The sequence below is a fragment of the Sphingomonas aurantiaca genome, assembly GCF_003050705.1.
GTDB lineage: Bacteria > Pseudomonadota > Alphaproteobacteria > Sphingomonadales > Sphingomonadaceae > Sphingomonas > Sphingomonas aurantiaca.
The window spans coordinates 510256-532119 of the sequence record NZ_QAOG01000001.1 but is presented as its reverse complement, the minus strand read 5'-3'; the positions used below and the strand labels follow the sequence as shown (position 1 = coordinate 532119).

Below are 21864 nucleotides of genomic sequence, written 5' to 3'. Positions count from 1 at the left end.
GCTGGTCCAACTAGGGGCGACGCTCGTCCGGATATTTTCAGTGAGGCACGCCGGTTGTCGTCATCCGATACACATCTCGGGTTTGTTGTGCCCCTTCGGCGGTGATGCCATCGAATTTTTGCCAGGCCGCTGCGGTATTGCATACCCGCGTGGCCATGATGGAACCTGTCGGCGTCAGTGACCGGCAGATTTTCTTCTCTTTCACCGGCTTTTCTGCAGGCTTCGCACTGGGGTCAGGGGTTTGCGCGCCCACGGCAACGGGACTCAGCATCAGAGCAATTGCGACCAAGAACTTCAAAGTACGCCTCCCAATCTTTGCCGAAGGGTATGCGAAATTATTCGGTGCGCAAGAGTGTCATGATGGCTGACGCTATTTTCCGCCCAAATGCGACCAGCGGGGACCGCCAAACTCGTGGCCTCCATCGTCATGATAGAACGCTTCAGACCTGACGACGCCGCCCCTTAGGCGAGGTATCAGCCCAGCGGATAGACTGGCCCAGATGGGCCTCGGCCGTGGTGAGGCTCGCCGCGATGATCTCCGCCCACTTGCATGCGAGCCCTCGCCGCCGGGCATGTACGCCGCGCGGTTATAGGCACCCTCGACCTTATCCTTCGGGACGTGCGCGAGCATGAGATCGATAATCGCCCGATCAGGCGACGCCCCCTTGTGCCCGGCCTCGCGCCATTGGCGATCGGCGCGCTCATTCATGACGGTCGAGAACGCGGCGCGGAAGCCGTGCGGGACGTGGCGCGGGTGATAACCCCGCCCGCTTGAGAAGAGCGTTCAGGGCGCTCTCTGACATCGTCGATGCGCGTGACGTTCGCCAGGGAACACGATCGGCAGGTCGCCGGATAGCCGCCGAACCACGCGGAGCAGGTCGACTGCCTCGGGGGCGAGCGGGACAAGGTGATCACCAGCCTTGTCCGCCTTGCGAGCCTCCTCGCCCTTCATGCGCGCCGCGCCGATCCGCCATAGCGCCGCCGGCGAGGGCGCGTCGGGTTTGCCCCTGTCGATCCCCTCGATCTCGTCCCAGCGCGCACCATGGACCTCGTTCGGGCGCACCGCCGTCAACGCGATCAACCGGAGAGCGAACTTCGTCAGCGCCCGGCAGCGCTCGTTGTCGCAGTTACCGAGCACGGCACGGACCTGGGCGATCCGCTCGTCCTGATCCTCGATCCCGTCAATGATCGACGGCTGCTTCGTAGCGCGGGGTTTCTTCCTCAAGGCTTTGCCAAGGCTCGCTGCCCGATCCGTGTCGCAGAGGCCCGCGGCGATCCCATAGACGAAGATCGATGATACGCGCTGGCGCAGCCGGTGAGCGGTCTCGATCGCGCCGCGTTCCTCGACCTTGTTGAGCACGTCGAGCAGCTTCGGCGCGACGACGAGCCGGATCGGCAGGTCACCGATCAGGGGAAAGATGTCGTTCTCGAGGCTTTCGATCACGTCCGCCCCGTGGACGGTTGACCCGTTCGGCTTCCGCAGCGTGTGCCAGCGTCGGGCGACAAACTCGAATGTGTTGCCGTCGGCGATCGCGCGAGCCTTCGCGGTCATCTTGCGCTCGACCGGCGGGTCGAGACCTTCGGCGAGCGTAATCTTGGCCTCGCCCCGCTTACGGCGCACATCGCGCATCGCGCATCGCGCAGCGTCAGCGCCGGGTACGATCCGAGCGACAATGTCTTCTGAGGCATCCGGCCGCCGGGCTTCGTCGGCTCGCCATACGCATAATTCATCCGCCAATGGCGGCCGCCGGCAGGCGTGACATAAAGATAGAGATGTCCAGAATCGCCCAGCTTGTAGGCTTTCTCCTTGGCCTTCGCAGCCTAGACCTTGGCATCGTTCAGCATGGTCTCGCCCCATACCATACGTTTTGAAGTTCATACCATGTGATGTGCCATGACAGTGCATAAACGCTAGCGCACAGGCGCGCACAGCCCGTGCCGCTCAAACGCGCAAATAACCGCACGAAATCAGGCCCGGCGGCCGGGAAACACCGGGGAAAACAAGGGTGGTGGCGGAGCGGGAGGGATTCGAACCCTCGATACGCTTTTGACGTATACTCACTTTCCAGGCGAGCGCCTTCGACCACTCGGCCACCGCTCCGCATTGCTCTGGAAGTGGGTCTGCTAGTGCGGGTTTCACGCGCGCGCAAGCGATTGCGTGTGCAGACGCGCTCGGGCAGTCTGTGGGCATGTTGAATTTCCTCCTCGCCGCCGCGCTTGCGCAAGCCGTTGCGGCCCCACCCGCCGCCGCGGCGCTCCCCTCGGATCCGTTGCCGGCCGACTGGGTCGCGGTGCCGGACGACGAGTTGCTCGTGTTCACGCTGGCCAATGGACACAGCTTCACTGTTCGACTCGCGAGCCGGTACGCGCCGGTCCATGTGGCCAATATTCGCAAGCTAGCCGCCGCGCAGTGGTGGGATGCGGGGACCAGCGTGTACCGATTGCAGGACAATTATGTCGCGCAATGGGGCGATGCGACCGAGAAGAAGCCGCTGGCCGCGGGCGTCGTCGAGACCCCGCCGGCGGAATATTCGCATGCCGGGCCGACGACGGTGGCGCGGCTGGCGCAACGCGATCCCTATTCCGAATGGGCGGGGTATAGTCGCGACGGATGGCCGCTTGCCGGCAACGGCGCGACCGAGTGGCTGCCGCATTGCTACGGGATGGTCGGCGTCGCGCGCGATCTGGCACCGAGCACGGGCAGCGGCGCGGAGCTGTATACCGTGATCGGTCATTCGCCGCGCGCACTGGACCGCAACATCGCGGTCGTCGGGCGCGTGATCGACGGGATCGAGTGGCTGTCGTCGCTGCCCCGCGGGACCGGCGATCTGGGCTTCTACACGACAGCGGGCGAGCGCAGCCCGATCGTGTCCGCGCGGCTCGCCAGCGCCCTCCCGGCCGCCGCGCGGCCGCATTTCGAATATCGCCGCGCGGACAATCCGCGGTTCATCGCATGGATCGCCTCGCGCGAGAACCGGTCGGGGCCGTTCTTCACGGTGCCGGCGGGCGGCGCGGACATCTGTGCCGCGCTGCCCCCGGTGCGCAAGGCGCCCTAGCGGATGACGGGCGGCTTGCCGAACAGGCCCGCATTATAGTCGTCGATCGCTCGCACGATCTCCTCGCGCGTGTTCATGACGAAGGGGCCGTGCGACACGACGGGTTCGCCGATCGGGTCGGCATGGCCGTAGAGTATCGTCGCGGGCGCTTGCGCCGTGACCGCGATCGTGTCGCCGTCCATCGCGAACGTGGCGAGGTGGTGCGGCTTGACCGGCGTGCCGTTGGCGGAGGGTGAGCCGGCAACGACGTAGAAGAAGACGGAGCGTCCGGCTGGTGCGGGCAGGTCGACATGGCCTCCCGCCTCCAGCGCGACCGTCATCATCGCGACACCGGTCAGCGACTCGAACGGGCCCTGCGTCTCGCCGAACGCGCCCGAAATCAGGTTCACGACGCCCCCTTCGACGGGGATGGCGGGAATGTCCTCGCGCTGGAGGCCGGTATAAGCGGGCTTGGTCATCTTGAGCCGGCCGGGGAGGTTTACCCAAAGCTGCAGGATTTCCAGCGGGCCGCCGGCGCGCTTGAACGACGCGGGCGATATCTCGGCGTGGATCAGGCCCGAGCCCGCCGTCATCCACTGGATGCCGCCCGCGCGGATGACGCTTTCGTGGCCGCCGCTGTCGAGATGCGCCATCTCGCCCTCGAGGATGAAGCTCACCGTCTCGAACCCGCGGTGCGGGTGCGGGCCGAAGGGGAGACCAGAGTTACCGGGGCGATAGGTCTGGGGCCCGTGATGGTTGAGGAACAGGAACGGGTCGACCTGCGGCAGGCCCGGCCCCGGCAGCGGGCGCCGGGTGACGAGATCGGCGATGTCATCGCGCTGAGCGGGGTATTGGCGGAGGAGCTGGCGCATCTCAGGAGGCCTCGCGGTCGGCGGCCGTGGGGCGCACGATGTCGGCGAGCAGGTCGTCTATACCGGCGACGAGGAAGTCGAGCGTGCGCTGGTCGGTCAGGCGACCGTCGACGATCTTCTCATGCACCGCGCCGACGACGGCCTGGGGACGCAGGACGACCCGCGCGCCGATCGAGGCCAGCGTCTCGTTCAGCTGGGCGTGCGCGCGCGCGCCGCCGACTGCGCCTGGCGAAGAGGTGAGCGTGAAGACCGGCTTGCCCGTCAGCGTTGCCTTGCCGTGCGGGCGCGAGGCCCAGTCCAGCGCGTTCTTCAGGACGCCGGACATGCCGTGGTTATATTCGGGGGAGGCGATGACGATCCCGTCGGCCGCGCCGATCGCCGCCCGCAAGGCCGCAACCGCTTCGGGGGGCGTGTCGGTATCGGCGTCCTGGTCGTAAAGCGGGACGTCGGTGAGCGGGAAGATCGTGAGCGCGGCCTTGTCGGCGACCGCCTCGCCAAGCGTGGCAAGGATCGCGCCGTTGTAGGAGCCGCGACGCAGGCTGCCGGACAAAGCAAGTAACACGGGAGAGGACATCGAATTTCCTTAGTTGAAGCGATAGCCGGAGATGGCGGTTTGCAGGACGCGTTCGCCATAGACCTGCGTGCCGGGCTGGTCGGACGCGGCGGCGGCGACCATCAGCGGCAGGAGGTGCTCCTCGCGGGGGTGCGAGAGGCGGCCGGCGGGGGCTTCGGCCCAATGGCCAAGCGCGGCGGCGCGGGCGGTCGGGTCGGCCTCGACCGCGGCGGTGAGCCATTGGTCGAAGGCTTCGGACGGCGCGGTGAAGCGCGGGTCGCCATAGCCGCGCATGTTGTGGAAGCTCATGCCCGAGCCGACGATCAGGACGCCCTCGTCGCGCAAGGGGGCAAGCGCGCGGCCGGCGGCGGCGTGGAGCGCAGGGTCGAGATCGCGATCGACTGACATTTCGACGACCGGGATGTCGGCATCGGGGAACGCGACCTTCATCGGGATGAAGACGCCGTGATCCAGCCCGCGCGTCGGGTCGACGCTGGCGGTCAGGCCGGCGCTGCGCAACAGGTCGGCTGCGCGGGTGGCCAAAGCGGGGTCGCCTGGCGAGTCGTAGCGGATCTCATAGGTATGCGCGGGGAAGCCGCCATAATCGTAGACCAGCGGCGGGGTGGCGGCGCCGGTAAAGGCGAAACCGCGCGTTTCCCAGTGGCCGGAAACGACCAGGATCGCCTTGGGCCTTTCCGGCAGCGACGCGGCGATCGAGCGGAGATACGCGGCCATGCCGGTCCAGTTGCCCGCAGGGTCGTCCATGAAGAAGCAAGGCCCGCCACCGTGCGGGATGAACAGGGTTGGCTGGCGGGTATTTGTCATGGGCTTGAGGTAGGCGGCGGCGGCGGCGATCGGAAGGCCGCGAATGGCAACGCTGCGTTGCCGGTTGGCGTGCGCATCAGGTCCAGTAGAGGATGCGCGCCTGCGGAAGCTTCGCCGCGAGCTCGTCCTGGAAAAAGCTGCGGAGCGCGCGCATCGTGTCCGCGTCGTAGACATATTTGACCGAGCCGAACTTGGTGCGCTTTTCGGTGCGGTTGGCCATGCTGAGATCAAGCGACGAGCCGGGATACCAGGTTTCGAGCACCGCCTTCGATCCGGGCGTATAGCGGTGCGTGATCAGCTCGATCGTCACGTCGGGGATGTCGGCGAGCACCCTGCCCGCCTCCGCCAGCAACCCGCCATACGCCGCGCGCCACCCCTCCGCGGCGATGATCGGCGCGACCGTCAGGCCGATCCGGTAGCCGGCATCCGCCATTCGGCGCAGCGCCACCAACCGCGCGGCGACGGGGCTCGTGCCGCCTTCGAAGCGTGCATAGGCAGCGGGGTTGATCGACGCGCGCATCCGGGTGCGGCCGCGGTGGTCGAGATCCAGCAACGGTTCGACCGCATCGAACTTGGTGGTGAAGCGGAGCTGGACGTCGGCCTCCCACGCGCCGAAATGCGCGATCAGCGCGGACAGCGATCCGGTGACATGCTCGATGCCGAGCGGGTCGGTGTAGCAGGAGGCCTCGAACGTCGTCCCCTCGTGTGCCCGCGCGGTCGAGCGCGAGGTGACGGTGCCCTGCCCAAGATGCGCCGGGAGTTCGGCGAGTATCTCGGGCAGGTTCGCGTAGACGCGCGTGATCGGCGGCCCCTTCAACGAGCCCGCGAGGTAGCAATAGCCGCAATGCGCCGGGCAACCCTCGGCAAGGTCGATCCGCCAGTCTGCGCTGGGCGCGATCGGCTGAAGCCTGCGTTTGGAGGGCGGCGCGACGACCAGCGCGAGCGTGGCCTTGGCTTCGGCATAGGCGCGGCGCGAGTCGTCGGGGAGGTCGAGCTTGAGGCGGTCGCTCGCCAGCGTCGTGACGGGTACGCCCAGCGCGGCGGCGCGGGCGACGATCGCGGCGCCGTGATCCCAGGTCAGCGCGGACGGAGTCGCCAGCAGGCGGCGGGGTTGCCAGAGTTTGGGGGAACGCATCGGGGGACAACGCCGGCCAGCGCCGATGCGTTGCCGCTATTTGACGGGGCGCTTCTCGAGCTTCCGCGCGAGCGTGCGGCGGTGCATGCCGAGGCGGCGCGCGGTTTCCGAGATGTTGAAGTCGGTCTCGGCGAGCGTGGTGTGGATCCGCTCCCATTCGAGCGTCTTGATCGAGGTCGGGCGCTCGGACAGTTCGGTATCGACGCTGCCCTCGGTGCGATCGAACGCGGCCTCGATATCGTCGGTGTTCGAGGGTTTGACGAGATAGTGCGACGCGCCGAGCTTGATCGCCTCGACCGCGGTGGCGATGCTCGCAAAGCCGGTGAGGACGACGACGAGGATCTCCGGGTCGTGCGCGTGGAGAGTCTGGACGCAGACGAGGCCCGACGCGCCGCCGAGCTTCAGGTCGACCACCGCGTAGCGCGGCGTGCGGTCGGCCAGCTGCTCGACGAGTTCCTCATGGCTGGCCGCCTGCATCACCTCGTAGCCGCGGCGTTCGAACGAGCGGCGGAGCGTGCGGGCGAACGTCTCGTCATCCTCGACGATCGCGAGTAGTTTGGCGTCCGTCACGACAGCGCAATCGCGGATAGAGGCATGCTGATCGTCACCTCTGCACCACCGCCGTCGCAATTCACGACGGACACGCCGCCGCCCAGCTTGCGCATGACGTTGACTGCCAGGAACAGGCCGAGGCCGTGGCCGGGTTCGCGCTTGCTCGATTGATAGGGCTTGCCGAAGCTTGCGAGCCGCTCCCGGCTGAAACCGGGACCGCGGTCGCGGACGATCAGCGCGAGGGTCCCGTCGCTGCGTTCGCCGCGGAACGCGACCCAGTGCGGCGAGGCTTCGGCGGCATTGTCGAGCACGTTGGCGATCACCTGTTTGAGTGCGGGGTCGGAGACGACCTGCGGATCGTCGCCGACGCGCGTGGTATAGTCGAAATCGACCGAAGGATGCACCGCGCGCCACTCGTCGACGATCGCGTCGAGGAACTGGTGCAGCGGCATGATCTCGGGCGCCTCGCCGCGCGCCTCACCCGCGGACAGCAGGATGCCGGTGACGATCGCCTTGCAGCGCTGCACCTCGGACTGCATCTCGACGATCTCGGCCTGAAGGTCGGCGTCCTGCGCGAGCGTCGGCATGCGCCGCCAGTCAGCAAGGATGACCGCGATCGAGGCGAGCGGCGTGCCGAGCTCGTGCGCGGCCCCCGACGCGAGCAGGCCCATGCGGACGATGTGATCCTCCTCCGCGGCCTGCTGGCGCAGATCGGCAAGCCGCGTATCGCGCGCGCGCAGGTTGCCCGTGATGCGGGTCATGAACAGCATCAGCAGCGTCGCGATCAGCATGAAGCAGAGCAGCGAGCCGATCGTGTAGAGGATGAAATACTCGCCGCTATAGTTGGGCGGCAGGATCAGCGGGTGGTAATAGAGCGTGAGGACCCCGAAACAGACCGCGGTAACCGCGACGATCGCCCAGCTCGACCAGCGATCGAGCAGGACCGCGCCGAGCACGACATGGAGCAGATAGAGCGAGATGAACGGATTGGTCGCGCCACCGGCGAGATAGAGCTGCGTCGACAACAGGCCGACATCGAACAGCAGCGCCAGCAGCAGCTGGATGTTGGCCCCCTTGCGCCATCCGTAGAGCGGCATGCTGGCGAGGTTGAGGCCGACGGCGGCGGCGAGCGCGGCCATCATCGGCACCAGCGGGAGATCGAAGCCGAGCCCGAAGCGCGCGAACAGGATCGTGACGAACTGGCCGGCGACCGCGATCCAGCGCAGCGTGACGAGCTGCCGCATATTCGCGTTGCCGGTCGCATCGGTGCTCGCGGTGGCGATCGCCAGCCAGCGTTGCCAGCCCTGGCGTGCGCCCGCCGAGGTCATGAGTCGGCCGCCCCGCGCCGCTTGCGCGCATCCTGGCGGACGAACACGACGAACGCGACGATCGTCATCACGGCGAGCGCGAACCAGGTGAGCATGTAGACGAGGTGGTTGTTCGGGAAGGCGATGATCGTCAGCCCCCCCACCGGCGCGGCGGTGCCCGACTTATCCGCGTCAACGAAATAGGGCGCGACGTTCTTCAGCCCGCGCGCAGTGGCGATCGCCGCCACGTCGCGCGAATACCATTTGCCGGTGGCGGGGTCGTTGCTGCGGAGAAAGCCGCCCTTGGGCTCGGTGATGCGCAGATAGCCGGTGATCGTGACCGGACCGCTGGGCTTGGCATGAGTCGCGCGCTGCTGGGGCGAGACATAGCCGCGGTTGACGAGGACGGTGAAGCCCTGCGCGGTGCGCAGGGGCGTGACGACCCAGTAGCCGCTGCCGAGCGCGGTGGCGGCGCGGACCAGCGTCTCGCGCGTGTTGTCGAGCGTGCCGTCGAGTCGGATGCGGCGATAGGCATCGCTGGGGGCGGTGATCGCGCCCCATGATGCGGGGCCCGGTGGGGCGGCGGGCGCGGCATGAGCGCGCGCCGCGACCTGTTTGATCAGGTCGAGCTTCCAGGCGCGGCGCTCGATCTGCCAGATGCCGAGCGCCATGAACCCGGCGAACAGCAGCAGCGCGACCAGGCCTGCGACATAGACGGCAGGGCCCGGTCGCGTGGTCATCACATGTCTGCCGCGGCCTGCATCGGCATCATGTTCGTGTTCATGTGGTACATCACCCAGATCGATCCGCTGAGCGTGATGACAACGAGGATGATCGTGAAGATCAGCGCCATCATCGTCCAGCCACCCTCCGACTTGCCGCTCATGTGCAGGAAGTAGATCATGTGGACGATGATCTGCGCGACCGCGAACACCATCACGACGAGCGCGGCGGTCGACGGATCCTTGAACGCGCCGGTCATCACCGCCCAGAAGGGGATCGCGGTCAGGATGACCGAGAGGAAGAACCCCTTGAGGTAGCTGCCGCGCGTGCCGTGCGACGCATGGTCGCCGTGATCGCCGTGGCCGTGATCCGCATGCGCGTCATGCGTGTGTGCGTGAGGGTCGCTCATCGTAGGGTGCCCATCAGATAGACGAAGGTGAAGACGCCGATCCAGATGACGTCGAGGAAATGCCAGAACATGCTGAGGCACATCAGGCGACGCTTGTTCGCGGCGATCAAGCCGTGCTTCTGCACCTGCACCATCAGCGTGACGAGCCAGATCAGGCCCATCGTGACGTGCAGGCCGTGCGTGCCGACCAGCGTGAAGAACGACGACAGGAAGGCGCTGCGCGTCGGCCCTGCGCCCTCATGGATGAGATTGGCGAACTCGTACATTTCGATCGACAGGAACGCGAGGCCGAACAGCCCCGTGAATACCAGCCACATCTGCATGACGCGCTGGCGACCTTCCTCCATCGACAGCATCGCGAAGCCGTAGGTGATCGACGAGAACAGCAGCATCGCGGTATTCACCGCCACCAGCGGCAGCTCGAAGATCTCCTTCGGGCTGGGACCGCCGGCATAGCTGTTGCCGAGCACGGCATAGGCCGCAAACAGCACCGCGAAGATGAGACAATCGCTCATCAGGTACATCCAGAAGCCCAGCATCGTGCTGCCGCCTTCGGGATGCTCATGCTCGTCAAGGTCGTAGAACGAGACTGGCTTGGTCTCGTTCAGACCGTCTTTCATCGGTATTGCGGACATCGCGTCAGGCTCCCTGGGTCGCGAGCTGGCGGGTGCGCGCGTCCTCGCTGGCGATCACGTCCTCGACCGGGATGTGATAGTCGCGCTTGTAGTTGAAGGTGTGGAAGATCGTCGTGCCGAAGATGCCGGCGAGCGCCAGCCCTGCGAGCCACCAGATGTACCAGATCATCGCGAACCCGAACGCCACGCTGAGGCCGGCGAGCACGACGCCCGTGCCGGTGCCGCTTGGCATGTGGATCGCCTTGAACCCGGTCAGCGGGCGCACGTGCTTGCGGTCCTTCATGTCGTACCAGGCATCCAGGTCGTGGACGACCGGCGTGAACGCGAAGTTATACTCCGGCGGCGGCGATGAGGTCGCCCACTCCAGCGTACGGCCGTTCCACGGATCGCCCGTCAGGTCTGCGAGCTTCTCGCGGTTCCGGATGCTGACGAAGATCTGCATCAGGAAGGCACCGATACCGGCGGCGATCAGCGCTGCACCGAAGGCGGCGATGACGAACCAGATCTGCAGGTTCGGATCGTCGAAGTAGCGCATGCGGCGGGTCACGCCCATCAGGCCGAGCACGTAGAGCGGCATGAATGCGAAGTAGAAGCCGACCACCCAGCACCAGAACGAGATCTTGCCCCAGGTCTGGTCGAGCTTGAAGCCGAACGCCTTCGGGAACCAGTAGTTGATCCCCGCGAACATGCCGAACAGCGTGCCGCCGATGATCACGTTATGGAAATGCGCGACCAGGAACAGCGAGTTGTGCAGCACGAAGTCGGCAGGCGGCACCGCGAGCAGGACGCCGGTCATGCCGCCGATCGTGAAGGTCACCATAAAGGCGATCGTCCACATCATCGGCAGTTCGAACCGGATCCGGCCCTTGTACATCGTGAACAGCCAGTTGAAGATCTTGGCCCCTGTCGGGATCGAGATGATCATCGTGGTGATGCCGAAGAACGAGTTCACGCTCGCGCCCGACCCCATCGTGAAGAAGTGGTGCAGCCAGACGAGATAGGCGAGGATCGTGATGACGAGCGTCGCATAGACCATCGAGCTGTAGCCGAAGAGGCGCTTGCCCGAGAAGGTCGAGGTGACTTCCGAGAAGATGCCGAACGCCGGCAGGACGAGGATGTACACCTCCGGGTGACCCCAGATCCAGATCAGATTGACGTACATCATCGGGTTGCCGCCCGAGTCGTTCGTGAAGAACGCCGTGCCGATGTAACGGTCGAGCGACAGCATCGCGAGCACCGCGGTCAGCACCGGGAAGGCGGCGACGATCAGGATGTTGGTGCACAGCGACGTCCAGGTGAAGATCGGCATCTTCATCATGGTCATGCCGGGCGCGCGCATCTTGACGATGGTCGCGACCAGATTGACGCCGGACAAGAGTGTCCCGATGCCCGCGATCTGCAGTGCCCAGATATAGTAATCGACACCGACGTCCGGCGAATAGGCCAGTCCAGAGAGGGGCGGCATCGCGAGCCAGCCGGTCCGCGCGAACTCACCGATGAACAGCGACATCATGACGATCACGGCACCCGCCGCGGTCATCCAGAAGCTGAAATTGTTGAGGAACGGGAACGACACGTCGCGCGCACCGATCTGGAGCGGGACGACATAGTTCATCAGGCCCGTGACCAGCGGCATCGCCACGAAGAAGATCATGATCACGCCGTGCGCGGTGAAGACCTGGTCATAGTGATGCGCGGTCAGATAGCCCTCGGAGCCATTGAACGCCATCGCCTGCTGCGCGCGCATCATGATCGCGTCGGAGAACCCGCGCAACAGCATGACGATCGCCAGGATGATGTACATGATGCCGATCTTCTTGTGATCGACGCTGGTGAACCACTGGTTCCACAGATAGCCCCAGACCTTGAAATAGGTCAGCGCGGCGACCAGCCCGAGCCCGCCGATCGCCACCATCGCAAAGGTGGCGACGACGATCGGTTCGTGCAGCGGCAGCGACTCCAGGGTCAGGCGGCCGAAGATTGTCTTCAACAGAGTGTCGTTCATGATGGTTCTCTAGCCGTTCGCGACGGGGCGCGTGCCCGGCATGGTGGAGGGGGACAACATCGTATGATTGCGGTTGGACTGCGAGCCCGGCGCGCTGTTGGCGCCGTCCCGTTTTATGTCGGCGGGCGCGGTCCAGTGATTGCCGCTACCCTTCTCGTCGGCGTCCTTCATCAGCGCGCCCTTGACGCGCTCGGATGCCTCTTGTGGGCCCTTGCCGCCATTGACGCCCGGCATTGCCATGCCGGCATGCGAGTCCCCCCCGCTTTTTCCGCCATGCATCATCTGCGACATGCAGACCTTGCCTGGCTGGACGCATTGTTCGACGATCGCCGTGAAGATCTTCGGCTCGACCGCGTTGTAATAGCGCACCGGCACCTTCTCGCTCGGCTTCTCCAGCTGGAGATAGCTTGCACGGTTCAGGCCGCCCCCGCGCTGCTTGACCTGGTTGACCCAGGCCGCGAAGCCCGCATCGCTTACGCCGTGGAAGCGGAAGCGCATGCCGGAGAAGCCCGCGCCGCTATAGTTGGACGAGAAGCCCTCGTAATTGCCGGGCTTGTTGATGACCGCGTTCAGCGTCGTCTGCATGCCGGGCATCGTGTAGATCATGCCCGCGAGCGCCGGGATGTAGAACGCGTTCATCACCGACGACGACGTCATCTGGAAGCGGATCGGACGATCGACCGGCGCAGCCAGTTCGTTGACCGTGGCGATGCCGTATTCGGGATAGATGAACAGCCACTTCCAATCGAGCGCGACGACCTGCACCTCGAGCGGCTTGCCCGCGCCGTTTGGCCCGTTGCCCGCCTGCTGCTTGTCGACGAGGTTGCCGACCGGCACGTTGTTCGCGAGCGTCGGCGTGTCGGGCTTGATGCGGCCAAGCGGACGATACGGATCGAGCAGATGCGTGCTGGTCCAGGTCAGCGCGCCGAGCGCGATGATGATCAGCAGCGGAACGCCCCAGATCAGCAGCTCGAGGCCGACCGAGTGATCCCAGTTGGGCTCGTACTTGGCGGCCTTGTTCGACTGGCGATAGCGGAACGCGAAGAACAGCGTCATCGCGATCACCGGAACGATGATCAGCAGCATCAGTCCGGTCGCGATCAGGACGAGATCGCGCTGTTGCACTGCGATATCGCCGGACGGCGACATCACCACCCAGTCGCAACCGCTGGTAAGCAGCGCCAACGGCAGGGCCGCCAACCATTTTCGGGCCGAAATTTTGGAGCGGGAAAGCTGTGTCACGACGGTCATCCGGTTCCCCTACGCCTGGGTTGCGCTGCACTACAGTGGACAATTTGTCCAATGGGCGCTGCACTGCAACATCGGCATGGATCTATCATCACGAGGGATAGCATAGATTACCCCTGCCCGCATCCGCCGGAACGGCGTATGATCGGGTTCGCGCCCTGAAGAGCGAGTTGAAGAATGAGTGCAAACACAGTCCCCGAGACGAGCTTCGAAGCCGATGCTCGCAGTATCCACAGCGACGGCGAACACGTCACACCAGGCGTGATCGCGATCGGCGTGGTGATCGGCCGCACCTCGGAATTCTTCGATTTCTTCGTGTTCGCGATCGCCTCGGTGCTCGTGTTCCCGACCTTGGTCTTCCCGTATGTCGATCGGTTGCAGGGCACGCTCTATTCGTTCGCAGTGTTCGCGCTGGCGTTCTTCGCCCGCCCGATCGGCACGATCATCTTCATCGCGGTCGATCGCGCCTATGGCCGCAGCGTCAAGCTGACGATCTCGATCTTCCTGCTCGGCACCTCGACCGTCGCGATGGGGTTCATCCCCAGCTACGAGTCGGCGGGCAACTGGTCGGTCGCGATCCTCGCCCTGCTGCGCATCGGCCAGGGCATCGCGCTGGGCGGCGCATGGGATGGCCTCGCGTCGCTCCTCTCGCTCAACTCGCCCGAGAAGCATCGCGGCTGGTATGCGATGCTGCCGCAGCTGGGTGCGCCGATCGGCCTGCTGGTCGCCAGCGGCCTGTTCGCGTTCTTCGTCGCGGCGCTGCCCAACGAGGACTTCTTCGCCTGGGGCTGGCGCTATCCGTTCTTCGTGGCGTTCGCGATCAACGTCGTTGCGCTGTTCGCCCGCCTCCGCCTGGTGGTGACTCCCGAATTCGAAGAGATGTACGCCAAGCGCGAGCTCGAGCCCGCGCCGGTCGTCGAGACCGTGCAGTCGCAGTGGAAGGCAATCTGGCTCGGCTCGTTCGTGCCGCTTGCCAGCTTCGCGCTGTTCCACATGGTGACGGTGTTCCCGCTGTCATGGGTCGTGCTGTTCACGCGTGAGGCGCCTGCGCGCTTCCTCGTGGTCGAGGTCATCGGCGCGGTGATCGGGATCGGCGCGATGCTCGTGTCCGGCCTGCTCGCAGACCGGTTCGGCCGTCGCACGATGCTGGGCACGATCGCGGTCCTGATCGCACTGTTCGCGATTGCGGCCCCGTCGTTGCTGGGTGGCGGCGATGTCGGCGAGCGTCTGTTCATGGGGATCGGCTTCGTGCTGTTCGGCCTGTCGTTCGGCCAGTCCTCGGGCGCGATCGCCTCGACGCTCAGCCCGCAGCATCGCTATACGGGGTCGGCGCTGACGACCGATCTGGCATGGCTGTTCGGCGCGGGCTTCGCCCCGCTGGCGGCACTGCTGCTGACGAGCAAGCTGGGTCTCGCGGCGAGCGGCGCCTATCTGTTCTCGGGCGCGGTGTTCACGCTGGTCGCACTGGGCCTGAACAAGCAGCTCGCCAAGCGCGACATCGCGCGCTGAGGCCAGACCTCCCCAGAAGCACCACCCCGGCGAGGGTCGGGGTGGTGCTTCTGGAATGCCTTGAGTTACCGACACGTCGCCCCAGCGAAAGCTGGGGTATTCCTGTTGACGGACGCCGCGACACGGAACGGGGAGATCTCAGCGTTCGCTGGGATGGCGGCAGGAGAACCGTCAGCCGGCGAATGCTCGAGTAACCGTAGACGCGCTCAGGCCCGCCGGCGATCCAGCGCCCACGACAGCGCCCAGATCGCAAACCCACCCAGCGCCAGCGCAGTCCCGACCCAGCCGGTCGAGGGCAACCCAAACCCACCCGCAATCGCCAACCCGCCAAGCCAGGGCCCGATCGCATTCGCGGTATTGAACGCCGAGTGGTTCAGCGCCGCCGCCAACGTCTGCGCCTCCTCGGCGACATCCATCAGCCGGGTCTGGAGGATCGTCGACAACCCTCCCCCGCACCCGATCAGCACCACGACCGGCAGGATCGCCCAGAGATGCGGCGCCGCGGGTGCATAGAGCGCGAGCGCGCCCGCCCCGAACAGCAAGGTGATCCCCGCCGCGGGCATCAGCGCGACGTCCGCCGCCTTCGCGCAGACGAGCGTGCCGATCGTCATCCCGACGCCGAACAGCGCGAACGCGACAGGGGTAAAGGCGGACGATACGCCCGTCACCTCGGTCAACGTCGAGGCGAGATAGGTATAGACGCAGAAGATGCCGCCAAAGCCGACCGCGCCGATCGCCAGCGTCAGCCACACCTGCCCGTTGCGCAGCGCCGCCAGCTCGCCGAGCGGGCTCGCATCCTTGGCAGGTCGCAGGATCGGCGCGAACCGGACCAGCATCGCCACTGTCGCGGCGGCGATGATCGCGACGATCCCGAACCCCCAGCGCCAGCCGAACCACTGCCCGATCCCATTGGCGAGCGGCACCCCCGCGATCGTCGCGATCGTCAGCCCGAGCATCATCCGCGACACTGCACGCGACCGCTTCTCACGCGGCACCATCGACGCCGCGACCAGCGACCCGACGCCGAAATAGGCGCCATGCGGCAACCCGCTCAGGAACCTCGCCAATAACATCAGGTGATAGGTCGGCGCGAGCGCGGACAGACCATTGGCGATCCCGAGAAACGTCATCAAGCCGATCAGCAGCACGCGCCGCTCGATCTTCGCGGCGAGCACCGCGATGGTTGGGGCGCCGACCACCACGCCCAGCGCATAGGCGCTGATCACGTGCCCGGCAGTCGGCTCGTCGATGCCGAGCCCGCGGGCGAATTGCGGCAACAGGCTCATCGCCGCGAATTCCGTGGTGCCGATCGCGAAACCACCGACCGCCAGCGCGAGCAGCGCCAGGCGGGGATTGACCGTTGTCAGTCCGTAACTGTCTATCATACCGCACACTTCGCAAGTGCAGCATGATGCTTCAAGGTCAGGCGCGCGTTTAATAGAAGGGAGCGGGGTCGCCTGAACGCCCCCGCCCCCCATTTATCGATCGTTTAACGCCGCGGTGCAGCAGCGAACGCTGCCTTCAGCCGTGCAATCGCCAACGTGTTGGCGTCCTGCGCGCCCCGCACGACCATCCCCATGCCGAAAAACTCGTGGGTCACGCCGGGGAAGGTACGCTGTTCGACACGATCACCAGCCTTGCGCATCGCCGCGGCGAGAGTCTCGCCATCAGAGCGCAGCGGATCGATCTGCGCGTTGATGATCGTCGTCGGCGGCAGGCCGCGCAGGTTCGCCTTGACCAGGTTCAGCCGCGGGTCCTGCGCATCGGCAGGCGTCGTCTGGTAATAATAGCCGAACCATTTGAGCATCGCCCCGTTCAGCGGCTTCGCGTTCGCCGAATCCATCCGCGAGGGCAGCGTCATGCTGCTGTTGGCGATCGGATAGACCGACACGATGTGCAGCGGCGTGGTCAGGCGATTGTCGCGCGCGTAGATCGCGGTCGCGACCGCGAGGTTGCCGCCTGCGCTCTCACCGGCGACGGCGATCTTGCGCGGATCGCCACCCCAGGATGCGGCATTCTGCAGCGTCCAGCGATAGGCGGCGGCCGCATCGTCATGCTGCGCGGGGAACTTGAACTCGGGCGCATGGCGGTATTCCACCGAGACGACGATCGCGCCGAGCTGCTTGGCGAGCAGGCGCGGTGCCGCGTCATAGGTATCGACCGTCGCGATCACCCAGCCGCCGCCGTGATAATAGACGATCACCGGCAGGTTCTTGGCGTTGGCCAGCGCCGCCGGCTTGTAGACGCGCGCGAACTGCTGCGCATCGCTGCCATAGGGGATGTCGCGAGTCGTCACGGTCGCGTCGGGGCTCGCCGCCAGGCCATGCTTGATCATCACCTGCTTGGTGGCATCGGCGGCCGAAGGCTGCGTCCGCGCAACCGCTGGAGTCAGCGTCTCGATCGGCTTGCCGCCGAGTGCGGCGAGCTGGTCGAGCACGGTCTGCATGTCGGGCGCAGCCTTAGCGGGCTGCATCGCCATCGCCGGCGGCGGCGGTGGCGGCGCGGCATCGGCCGACCGGGCGGACTGAGCGAGTGCGCTGCTCGATACGGCAACGCTCATGGCTGCGATCGCGATCAGCGATGCGCGCGGTGAAAAACGGATCATGCGGTAGATTTCCTGTTGCGAGTGCCCCACTCGCCGCATCAACCCCATGCCGCGTCATCCGTTCCAAACCGCGGCCGTAACCGACCGACATGCAACGGTTTTTCCCAGAGCTAGGTCAGACTCGCTCGTCGATCGGCACGGTCAGGATGACGCGGAGGCCGGGCATGTTGTCATCATGCTCGATCGTCCCCGACAGCCCCGCGACGATCGCGGTCATCATCCGGCTGCCGAACCCGACCCGGCTCCCCGATTTGCCGCGACCCGAATCGGCCACGACGAGGCGCAGGCGATTGCGATGCTGCTCGAGCATGATGTCGATCGGGCCGGGGCGGCCGGCATAGGCATATTTGCTCGCGTTGATGACGAGCTCGGTCAGCACCAGCCCGATATTGACCGCCAGATCGGTGGCGACGAGCACCGGGGCGAGATCGAGCGTCATCTGCGCCGCCCATTCCTCGCCGAGCGACGTCTTCATGTCGCCCGCCAGCTCCTCGACATAGCGCGACAGATCGACCGACTCGACCTGGTCGTCGCGGTACAGACGACGATGTACCAGCGCGACCGCCGACAGCCTGGCCTGTGCCTCGGCGAGATGCTCCCTAACCTTGGCATCGTCGGATGACTTGGCCTGGAGCGACAGGAAGGCGGCGACCAGCTGGAGGCTGTTCTGTACGCGGTGATTGACCTCCTTCATCAGGACGTCCTTCTGCGCGATCAACGCGTCCTTGTCGGCGAGCGTGCGTTGCAGGTCGGCATTGAGCAGCCGCAACCGCTGGTTGATATGCGCATCGTGGAATCCGCGGCGCAACCGGTGCGCGGCCTCGATCTCCTCGCGGGTCCAGCGGCGCGAACGCCCGCTGACTGCCTGAGTCCAGGATTCGAACGAGGTCCGGGGCGTCAGCACTGCGTTCGGATCGACCGACACCGCCTTGTGCGGGTTGCCGGCCCATTCGACCTCCTCGATCTGCTCGGCGCGAAACCACAACAGCATCGCGCCCTCGTCGACCAGCGCCAGCGCGAGCACGCCACTCGCGCACGCGCGATAGGCACGGGCACGCGGATAGAGCGATTCGAGTTCATGCGTCGCGAACGGCTCGATCCCGCCGCGCGTCCGTGCCCATTCCGCAAGATCACGAATATCGTCGTCAGGGGGGCAGGCGCCGTCGGTATCGACAAAATGGCCCTGGACGAAGGCAAAGCCATCACCGTCCATCAGCATGCGCAGCTCGTCGCGCAGAGTCGTGACGATCGTCCGCGGTGCCGGGTCGGTCGCCAGCTTGGGCAGGATCGCATCCTCCGCCGCACGCAGCCGCAACCGCTCGCGATACGTCTCGGCCTCTTCCTTCGCACGGATCTGCCGCGCGAGACCGCCGGCCAGTGTCGCGGATGCCGCGCGGATATCGGGGGTCAGCGCGCGCGGCGTGCCGTGGTGGCACGCGATCATGCCCCAGAGCAGCCCGTCCTTGACGATCGAGATCGACGCCGACGCCGCGACCCCCATGTTGGCGAGATAGCGCAGATGGATCGGCGAGACGCTGCGCAGCGCCACGTCGCTCAGATCGAGCGTCTCGAACCCGGCCGGCCGCAGCACCGCGGGCGCATAGGCGATCGTCGGGATCGTCCGTGTCCGATTGCGCACGTACAGCGCCCGTGCCTGCCGGGGGATGTCCGACGCGGGGAAATGATGGTTGAGGAACGTGCCGAGGCCCGCGACCTTGTCCTCCGCCATCACGCGGCCCGCCTCGTCGTCGAGGAAGCGATAGACCATCACCCGGTCGAAGCCGGTCAGTTGCCGGAACGCGGTCGCCGCACGCTCGCACAGCGTTTGCAGGTTGCTCGCGCGCTCGAACGTCATCGCCATCGCGTTGAGCCGGCCGAGCATGCCGGCCGCGGTCATCGGCTCGGCCTCGACGGGTTCGAGCTCGACGATCACATGCACCGCGCCGCGGTGGATCGTGACGTCGAACCGCTCGGTCCGCCCCACCACCGGCACCCCGGCGATCGCGACACCGGCGATCGGTTCATCGGCCGACAAAGTCGCGGCGACGTCCTGCGCCAGCAGCGCCGACAGATCGCGGCCCAGCCAGTCGGGGGCCAGCCGCGTTTCGAGATCGCCCGCGCCCGCGACGATCGCGAGAGTCGCGGCGTCGGCGACGAGCAACAGGCCGTGCGGCTGGATCGCACCGGGAATATGGATCGGCTCGCGGTCGCACGCGGTCAGGTCCAGCCCCACGTCCCCGGCAGAACTGGCAGTATCGCTCGACGCGCTCATGTAGGTGAAACTCTCCTCAAGAGCGCCGACCATGCCGCCCCCGGCGGAACAAAGCAAATACCTGCAACCGCTTACGGCATTAATCTGCGGCAAGATCGCTTGGGGCGGACTCGGCATAGCGGCGTGCGATCACCGCGCAGGCGACCAATTGCAGTTGGTGGAACAGCATCAGCGGGAGCAGGATCACGCCGACCTGCGCGGGCGGGAACAGCACGCCGGCCATCGGCACGCCCGACGCCAGGCTCTTCTTCGACCCGCAGAATTGCAGCACGATCGCATCCTCGCGCGGCAGCTTCATCAGGCGGGCCACCGCGAAGGTCAGCGCCAGCACGAAGGCGAGCAGCGCGACGCACAGTAGCCCGATCAGGATCAGGTCGCCGAGCGACAATCTGCTCCACAGCCCCTCGACCACCGCGGCACCGAACGCGCTGTAGACCACCAGCAGGATCGATCCGCGATCGACGATGGTGAGCATCGCCTTGCGCCGCGTGACCCAAGCGCCGATCCACGGCCGCAGCAGGTGCCCGGCGACGAACGGTACGAGCAGTTGCACGACGATTTTCTCGACGCCCTCGACCGAGATCCCGGCGCTGCCAGCGGTGCGCATCAGCAACGCGACCAGCGCAGGCGTGACCAGGATGCCGAGCAGGTTGGAGAAGGACGCGCTGCACACCGCCGCCGCGACGTTGCCGCGCGCGATCGCAGTGAACGCGATCGACGACTGCACGGTCGACGGCAGCAGGGTCAGGAACAACAGCCCCGCCGCGAGCGGCCCGGTGACGAACGGCAGCGCGGAGAGCCCGAGCCCGAACAGCGGAAACGCGACGAACGTCACCGCCAGCACCGCCAGATGCAGCTTCCAGTTGCGCAAGCCCGACAGGATCGCATCGCGCGACAATTTGGCGCCGTGCAGGAAGAACAGCAGGACGATGCCGACATCCGCCGCATAGCCGACGATCATCGCCATCTCGCCGCGCGCAGGCACCAGGCTCGCCAGCACCACGGTACCGAGCAGCATCAGGATGAACGGCTCGAAGACCGCCAGGAAGCGGGCGATCATGCGTGCGCTTTGACGTACGCATCCAATGTCGCGAGATGGCCGCTGAGCGAATCGTCGTCGAGAAAGCTGCCGAGAAAACTGTTCCGCGCAAGCATGACGACCTGGTCGCGCGAGAGATTGCGGGCGCGCGCGGTCTGCCGGAAATTCTCGCCGATATAGCCGCCGAAATAGGCCGGATCGTCCGAATGGATCGTCGCGCGCAGGCCGAGATCGAGCATCCGGTCGATCGGATGGTTCTCCAGCCGGTCGACGTTGCGCAGCGCGACGTTGGACAACGGGCACACCGTCAAAGTCATCGCGTCGCGCGCCAGCCGGGCGACCAGCGTCGGATCCTCCAGCGCGCGATTGCCATGGTCGATCCGGTCCACCTGCAGGATGTCGAGCGCCTCGTGGATATAGGCGGGCGGCCCCTCCTCGCCGGCATGCGCGCACAGCATCAGCCCGGCATCGCCAGCCGCCGCGAACACGCGGGCGAACTTCGACGGCGGATGCCCGACCTCGGACGAATCGAGCCCGACGCCGATGAACTGGTCGAGCCACGGCTCGGCCTGCGCGAACGTCTTGAATGCATCCTCCTCATCGAGATGCCGCAGGAAGCTCATGATCAGCCCGACGCTCATGCCGTGCTTGGCCTGCGCCTCGTCGATGCCTGCGAACAGCCCGCGCGCGACCACGTCGAACGGAATGCCGCGATGCGTGTGAGTCTGCGGATCGAAGAAGATCTCGGCATGGACGACACCATCCTCTGCGACCCGGTCGAAATAGGCGACCGCGAGATCGCGGAAATCCTCCTCGGTCTGCAGCACCGCGGCGCCGGCATAATAGATGTCGAGAAAAGTCTGAAGATTGGTGAAGCTGTACGCCGCGCGGACATCCTCGACGCTCTTGAACGGGATCGCCACCTTGTTGCGCTCGGCCAGCGCGAACATCAGTTCGGGCTCGAGGCTGCCCTCGATATGAAGGTGGAGTTCGGCCTTGGGCAGGTTCGTGATGAAGTCGCCGTTCATAAAGGGTGGGGTCATGATCCGTCCTGTCGCTTGGGTCGCGTCGGCTGCAACCATTCCGCGTGCCATGCACTACCGCAAGTGCGAAAGCCGTTGCATGACAATCCTGTCACGT

20 protein-coding genes and 1 tRNA gene are annotated in these 21864 nt (G+C 66.1%); 2 read left to right on the top strand and 19 right to left on the bottom strand.

Annotated elements, in window-relative coordinates; all coding sequences use genetic code 11:
• Positions 1 to 37 precede the first annotated feature (37 nt).
• The 3 genes from C8J26_RS02570 to C8J26_RS02560 all read right to left on the bottom strand — a co-directional run bounded on the left by C8J26_RS02570 (position 38) and on the right by C8J26_RS02560 (position 2101).
• The gene (locus C8J26_RS02570; protein WP_244185125.1) at positions 38 to 298 is read right to left on the bottom strand and encodes a hypothetical protein; all 261 of its coding nucleotides are present in this window, start codon (positions 296 to 298) and stop codon (positions 38 to 40) included.
• Positions 299 to 784: 486 nt separating this feature from the next.
• Entirely contained in the window at positions 785 to 1879 is a 1095-nt protein-coding gene (locus C8J26_RS21150; RefSeq protein ID WP_425275388.1) for a tyrosine-type recombinase/integrase, read from the bottom strand.
• A gap of 131 nt (positions 1880 to 2010) precedes the next feature.
• Positions 2011 to 2101, bottom strand: a tRNA-Ser gene (locus tag C8J26_RS02560).
• Between the two features lie 88 nt (positions 2102 to 2189).
• Here C8J26_RS02560 and C8J26_RS02555 point away from each other — a divergent pair.
• Positions 2190 to 3056, top strand: a complete 867-nt coding sequence (locus C8J26_RS02555; protein ID WP_107956584.1) for a peptidylprolyl isomerase — start codon at positions 2190 to 2192, stop codon at positions 3054 to 3056.
• On the opposite strand, the gene C8J26_RS02550 is transcribed toward C8J26_RS02555, so the two are convergent.
• The 11 genes from C8J26_RS02550 to C8J26_RS02500 all read right to left on the bottom strand — a co-directional run bounded on the left by C8J26_RS02550 (position 3053) and on the right by C8J26_RS02500 (position 13302).
• A complete protein-coding gene (locus tag C8J26_RS02550) occupies positions 3053 to 3907 on the bottom strand; it encodes a pirin family protein (RefSeq protein ID WP_107956583.1) in 855 nt (284 codons plus the stop codon). The genes C8J26_RS02555 and C8J26_RS02550 overlap by 4 nt on opposite strands.
• A 1-nt stretch (position 3908) precedes the next feature.
• Positions 3909 to 4481: an NADPH-dependent FMN reductase gene (locus tag C8J26_RS02545; protein ID WP_107956582.1), complete on the bottom strand. Its 573-nt coding sequence runs from the start codon at positions 4479 to 4481 to the stop codon at positions 3909 to 3911.
• A gap of 9 nt (positions 4482 to 4490) precedes the next feature.
• A complete protein-coding gene (locus tag C8J26_RS02540) occupies positions 4491 to 5285 on the bottom strand; it encodes a DODA-type extradiol aromatic ring-opening family dioxygenase (RefSeq protein WP_107956581.1) in 795 nt (264 codons plus the stop codon).
• 76 nt (positions 5286 to 5361) lie between these two features.
• Positions 5362 to 6420, bottom strand: a complete 1059-nt coding sequence (locus tag C8J26_RS02535; RefSeq protein WP_107956580.1) for a spore photoproduct lyase family protein — start codon at positions 6418 to 6420, stop codon at positions 5362 to 5364.
• A 36-nt stretch (positions 6421 to 6456) separates the two neighbouring features.
• Complete coding sequence (locus C8J26_RS02530) at positions 6457 to 6990, bottom strand: response regulator transcription factor (RefSeq protein ID WP_107956579.1); 534 nt, start codon at positions 6988 to 6990, stop codon at positions 6457 to 6459.
• Complete coding sequence (locus tag C8J26_RS02525) at positions 6987 to 8300, bottom strand: ATP-binding protein (RefSeq protein ID WP_107956578.1); 1314 nt, start codon at positions 8298 to 8300, stop codon at positions 6987 to 6989. Before C8J26_RS02525 ends, C8J26_RS02530 begins: the two co-directional genes overlap by 4 nt.
• On the bottom strand, positions 8297 to 9019 hold the full coding sequence (locus C8J26_RS02520) for an SURF1 family protein (RefSeq protein WP_107956577.1): 723 nt from the start codon (positions 9017 to 9019) through the stop codon (positions 8297 to 8299). The genes C8J26_RS02525 and C8J26_RS02520 overlap by 4 nt, the downstream gene beginning before the upstream one ends.
• On the bottom strand, positions 9019 to 9411 hold the full coding sequence (cyoD, locus tag C8J26_RS02515; protein WP_107956576.1) for a cytochrome o ubiquinol oxidase subunit IV: 393 nt from the start codon (positions 9409 to 9411) through the stop codon (positions 9019 to 9021). Before cyoD ends, C8J26_RS02520 begins: the two co-directional genes overlap by 1 nt.
• The gene (gene cyoC / locus C8J26_RS02510; protein ID WP_244185124.1) at positions 9408 to 10046 is read right to left on the bottom strand and encodes a cytochrome o ubiquinol oxidase subunit III; all 639 of its coding nucleotides are present in this window, start codon (positions 10044 to 10046) and stop codon (positions 9408 to 9410) included. The genes cyoD and cyoC overlap by 4 nt, the downstream gene beginning before the upstream one ends.
• A 4-nt stretch (positions 10047 to 10050) precedes the next feature.
• Positions 10051 to 12051 carry a cytochrome o ubiquinol oxidase subunit I gene (gene cyoB / locus C8J26_RS02505; protein WP_107956574.1) on the bottom strand — a complete coding sequence of 667 codons (2001 nt, stop codon included), beginning with the start codon at positions 12049 to 12051 and terminating at the stop codon, positions 10051 to 10053.
• 9 nt (positions 12052 to 12060) lie between these two features.
• A complete protein-coding gene (locus tag C8J26_RS02500) occupies positions 12061 to 13302 on the bottom strand; it encodes a ubiquinol oxidase subunit II (RefSeq protein WP_107956573.1) in 1242 nt (413 codons plus the stop codon).
• A 174-nt stretch (positions 13303 to 13476) separates the two neighbouring features.
• On the opposite strand from C8J26_RS02500, the gene C8J26_RS02495 reads away from it, so the two are divergent.
• On the top strand, positions 13477 to 14808 hold the full coding sequence (locus C8J26_RS02495) for an MFS transporter (protein ID WP_056412707.1): 1332 nt from the start codon (positions 13477 to 13479) through the stop codon (positions 14806 to 14808).
• A 206-nt stretch (positions 14809 to 15014) separates the two neighbouring features.
• Here the strand turns inward: C8J26_RS02495 and C8J26_RS02490 are convergent, their stop codons facing one another.
• The 5 genes from C8J26_RS02490 to C8J26_RS02470 form a co-directional block, all read right to left on the bottom strand.
• The gene (locus tag C8J26_RS02490) at positions 15015 to 16193 is read right to left on the bottom strand and encodes an MFS transporter (protein ID WP_107956572.1); all 1179 of its coding nucleotides are present in this window, start codon (positions 16191 to 16193) and stop codon (positions 15015 to 15017) included.
• A 104-nt stretch (positions 16194 to 16297) separates the two neighbouring features.
• Positions 16298 to 17413: an alpha/beta hydrolase gene (locus tag C8J26_RS02485; RefSeq protein ID WP_244185123.1), complete on the bottom strand. Its 1116-nt coding sequence runs from the start codon at positions 17411 to 17413 to the stop codon at positions 16298 to 16300.
• A 115-nt stretch (positions 17414 to 17528) separates the two neighbouring features.
• The gene (locus C8J26_RS02480; protein ID WP_244185122.1) at positions 17529 to 19718 is read right to left on the bottom strand and encodes a histidine kinase dimerization/phosphoacceptor domain -containing protein; all 2190 of its coding nucleotides are present in this window, start codon (positions 19716 to 19718) and stop codon (positions 17529 to 17531) included.
• Between the two features lie 46 nt (positions 19719 to 19764).
• Positions 19765 to 20745 carry a bile acid:sodium symporter family protein gene (locus C8J26_RS02475; protein ID WP_107956571.1) on the bottom strand — a complete coding sequence of 327 codons (981 nt, stop codon included), beginning with the start codon at positions 20743 to 20745 and terminating at the stop codon, positions 19765 to 19767.
• Positions 20742 to 21767 carry an adenosine deaminase gene (locus C8J26_RS02470; protein ID WP_244185121.1) on the bottom strand — a complete coding sequence of 342 codons (1026 nt, stop codon included), beginning with the start codon at positions 21765 to 21767 and terminating at the stop codon, positions 20742 to 20744. The genes C8J26_RS02475 and C8J26_RS02470 overlap by 4 nt, the downstream gene beginning before the upstream one ends.
• Positions 21768 to 21864 lie beyond the last annotated feature (97 nt).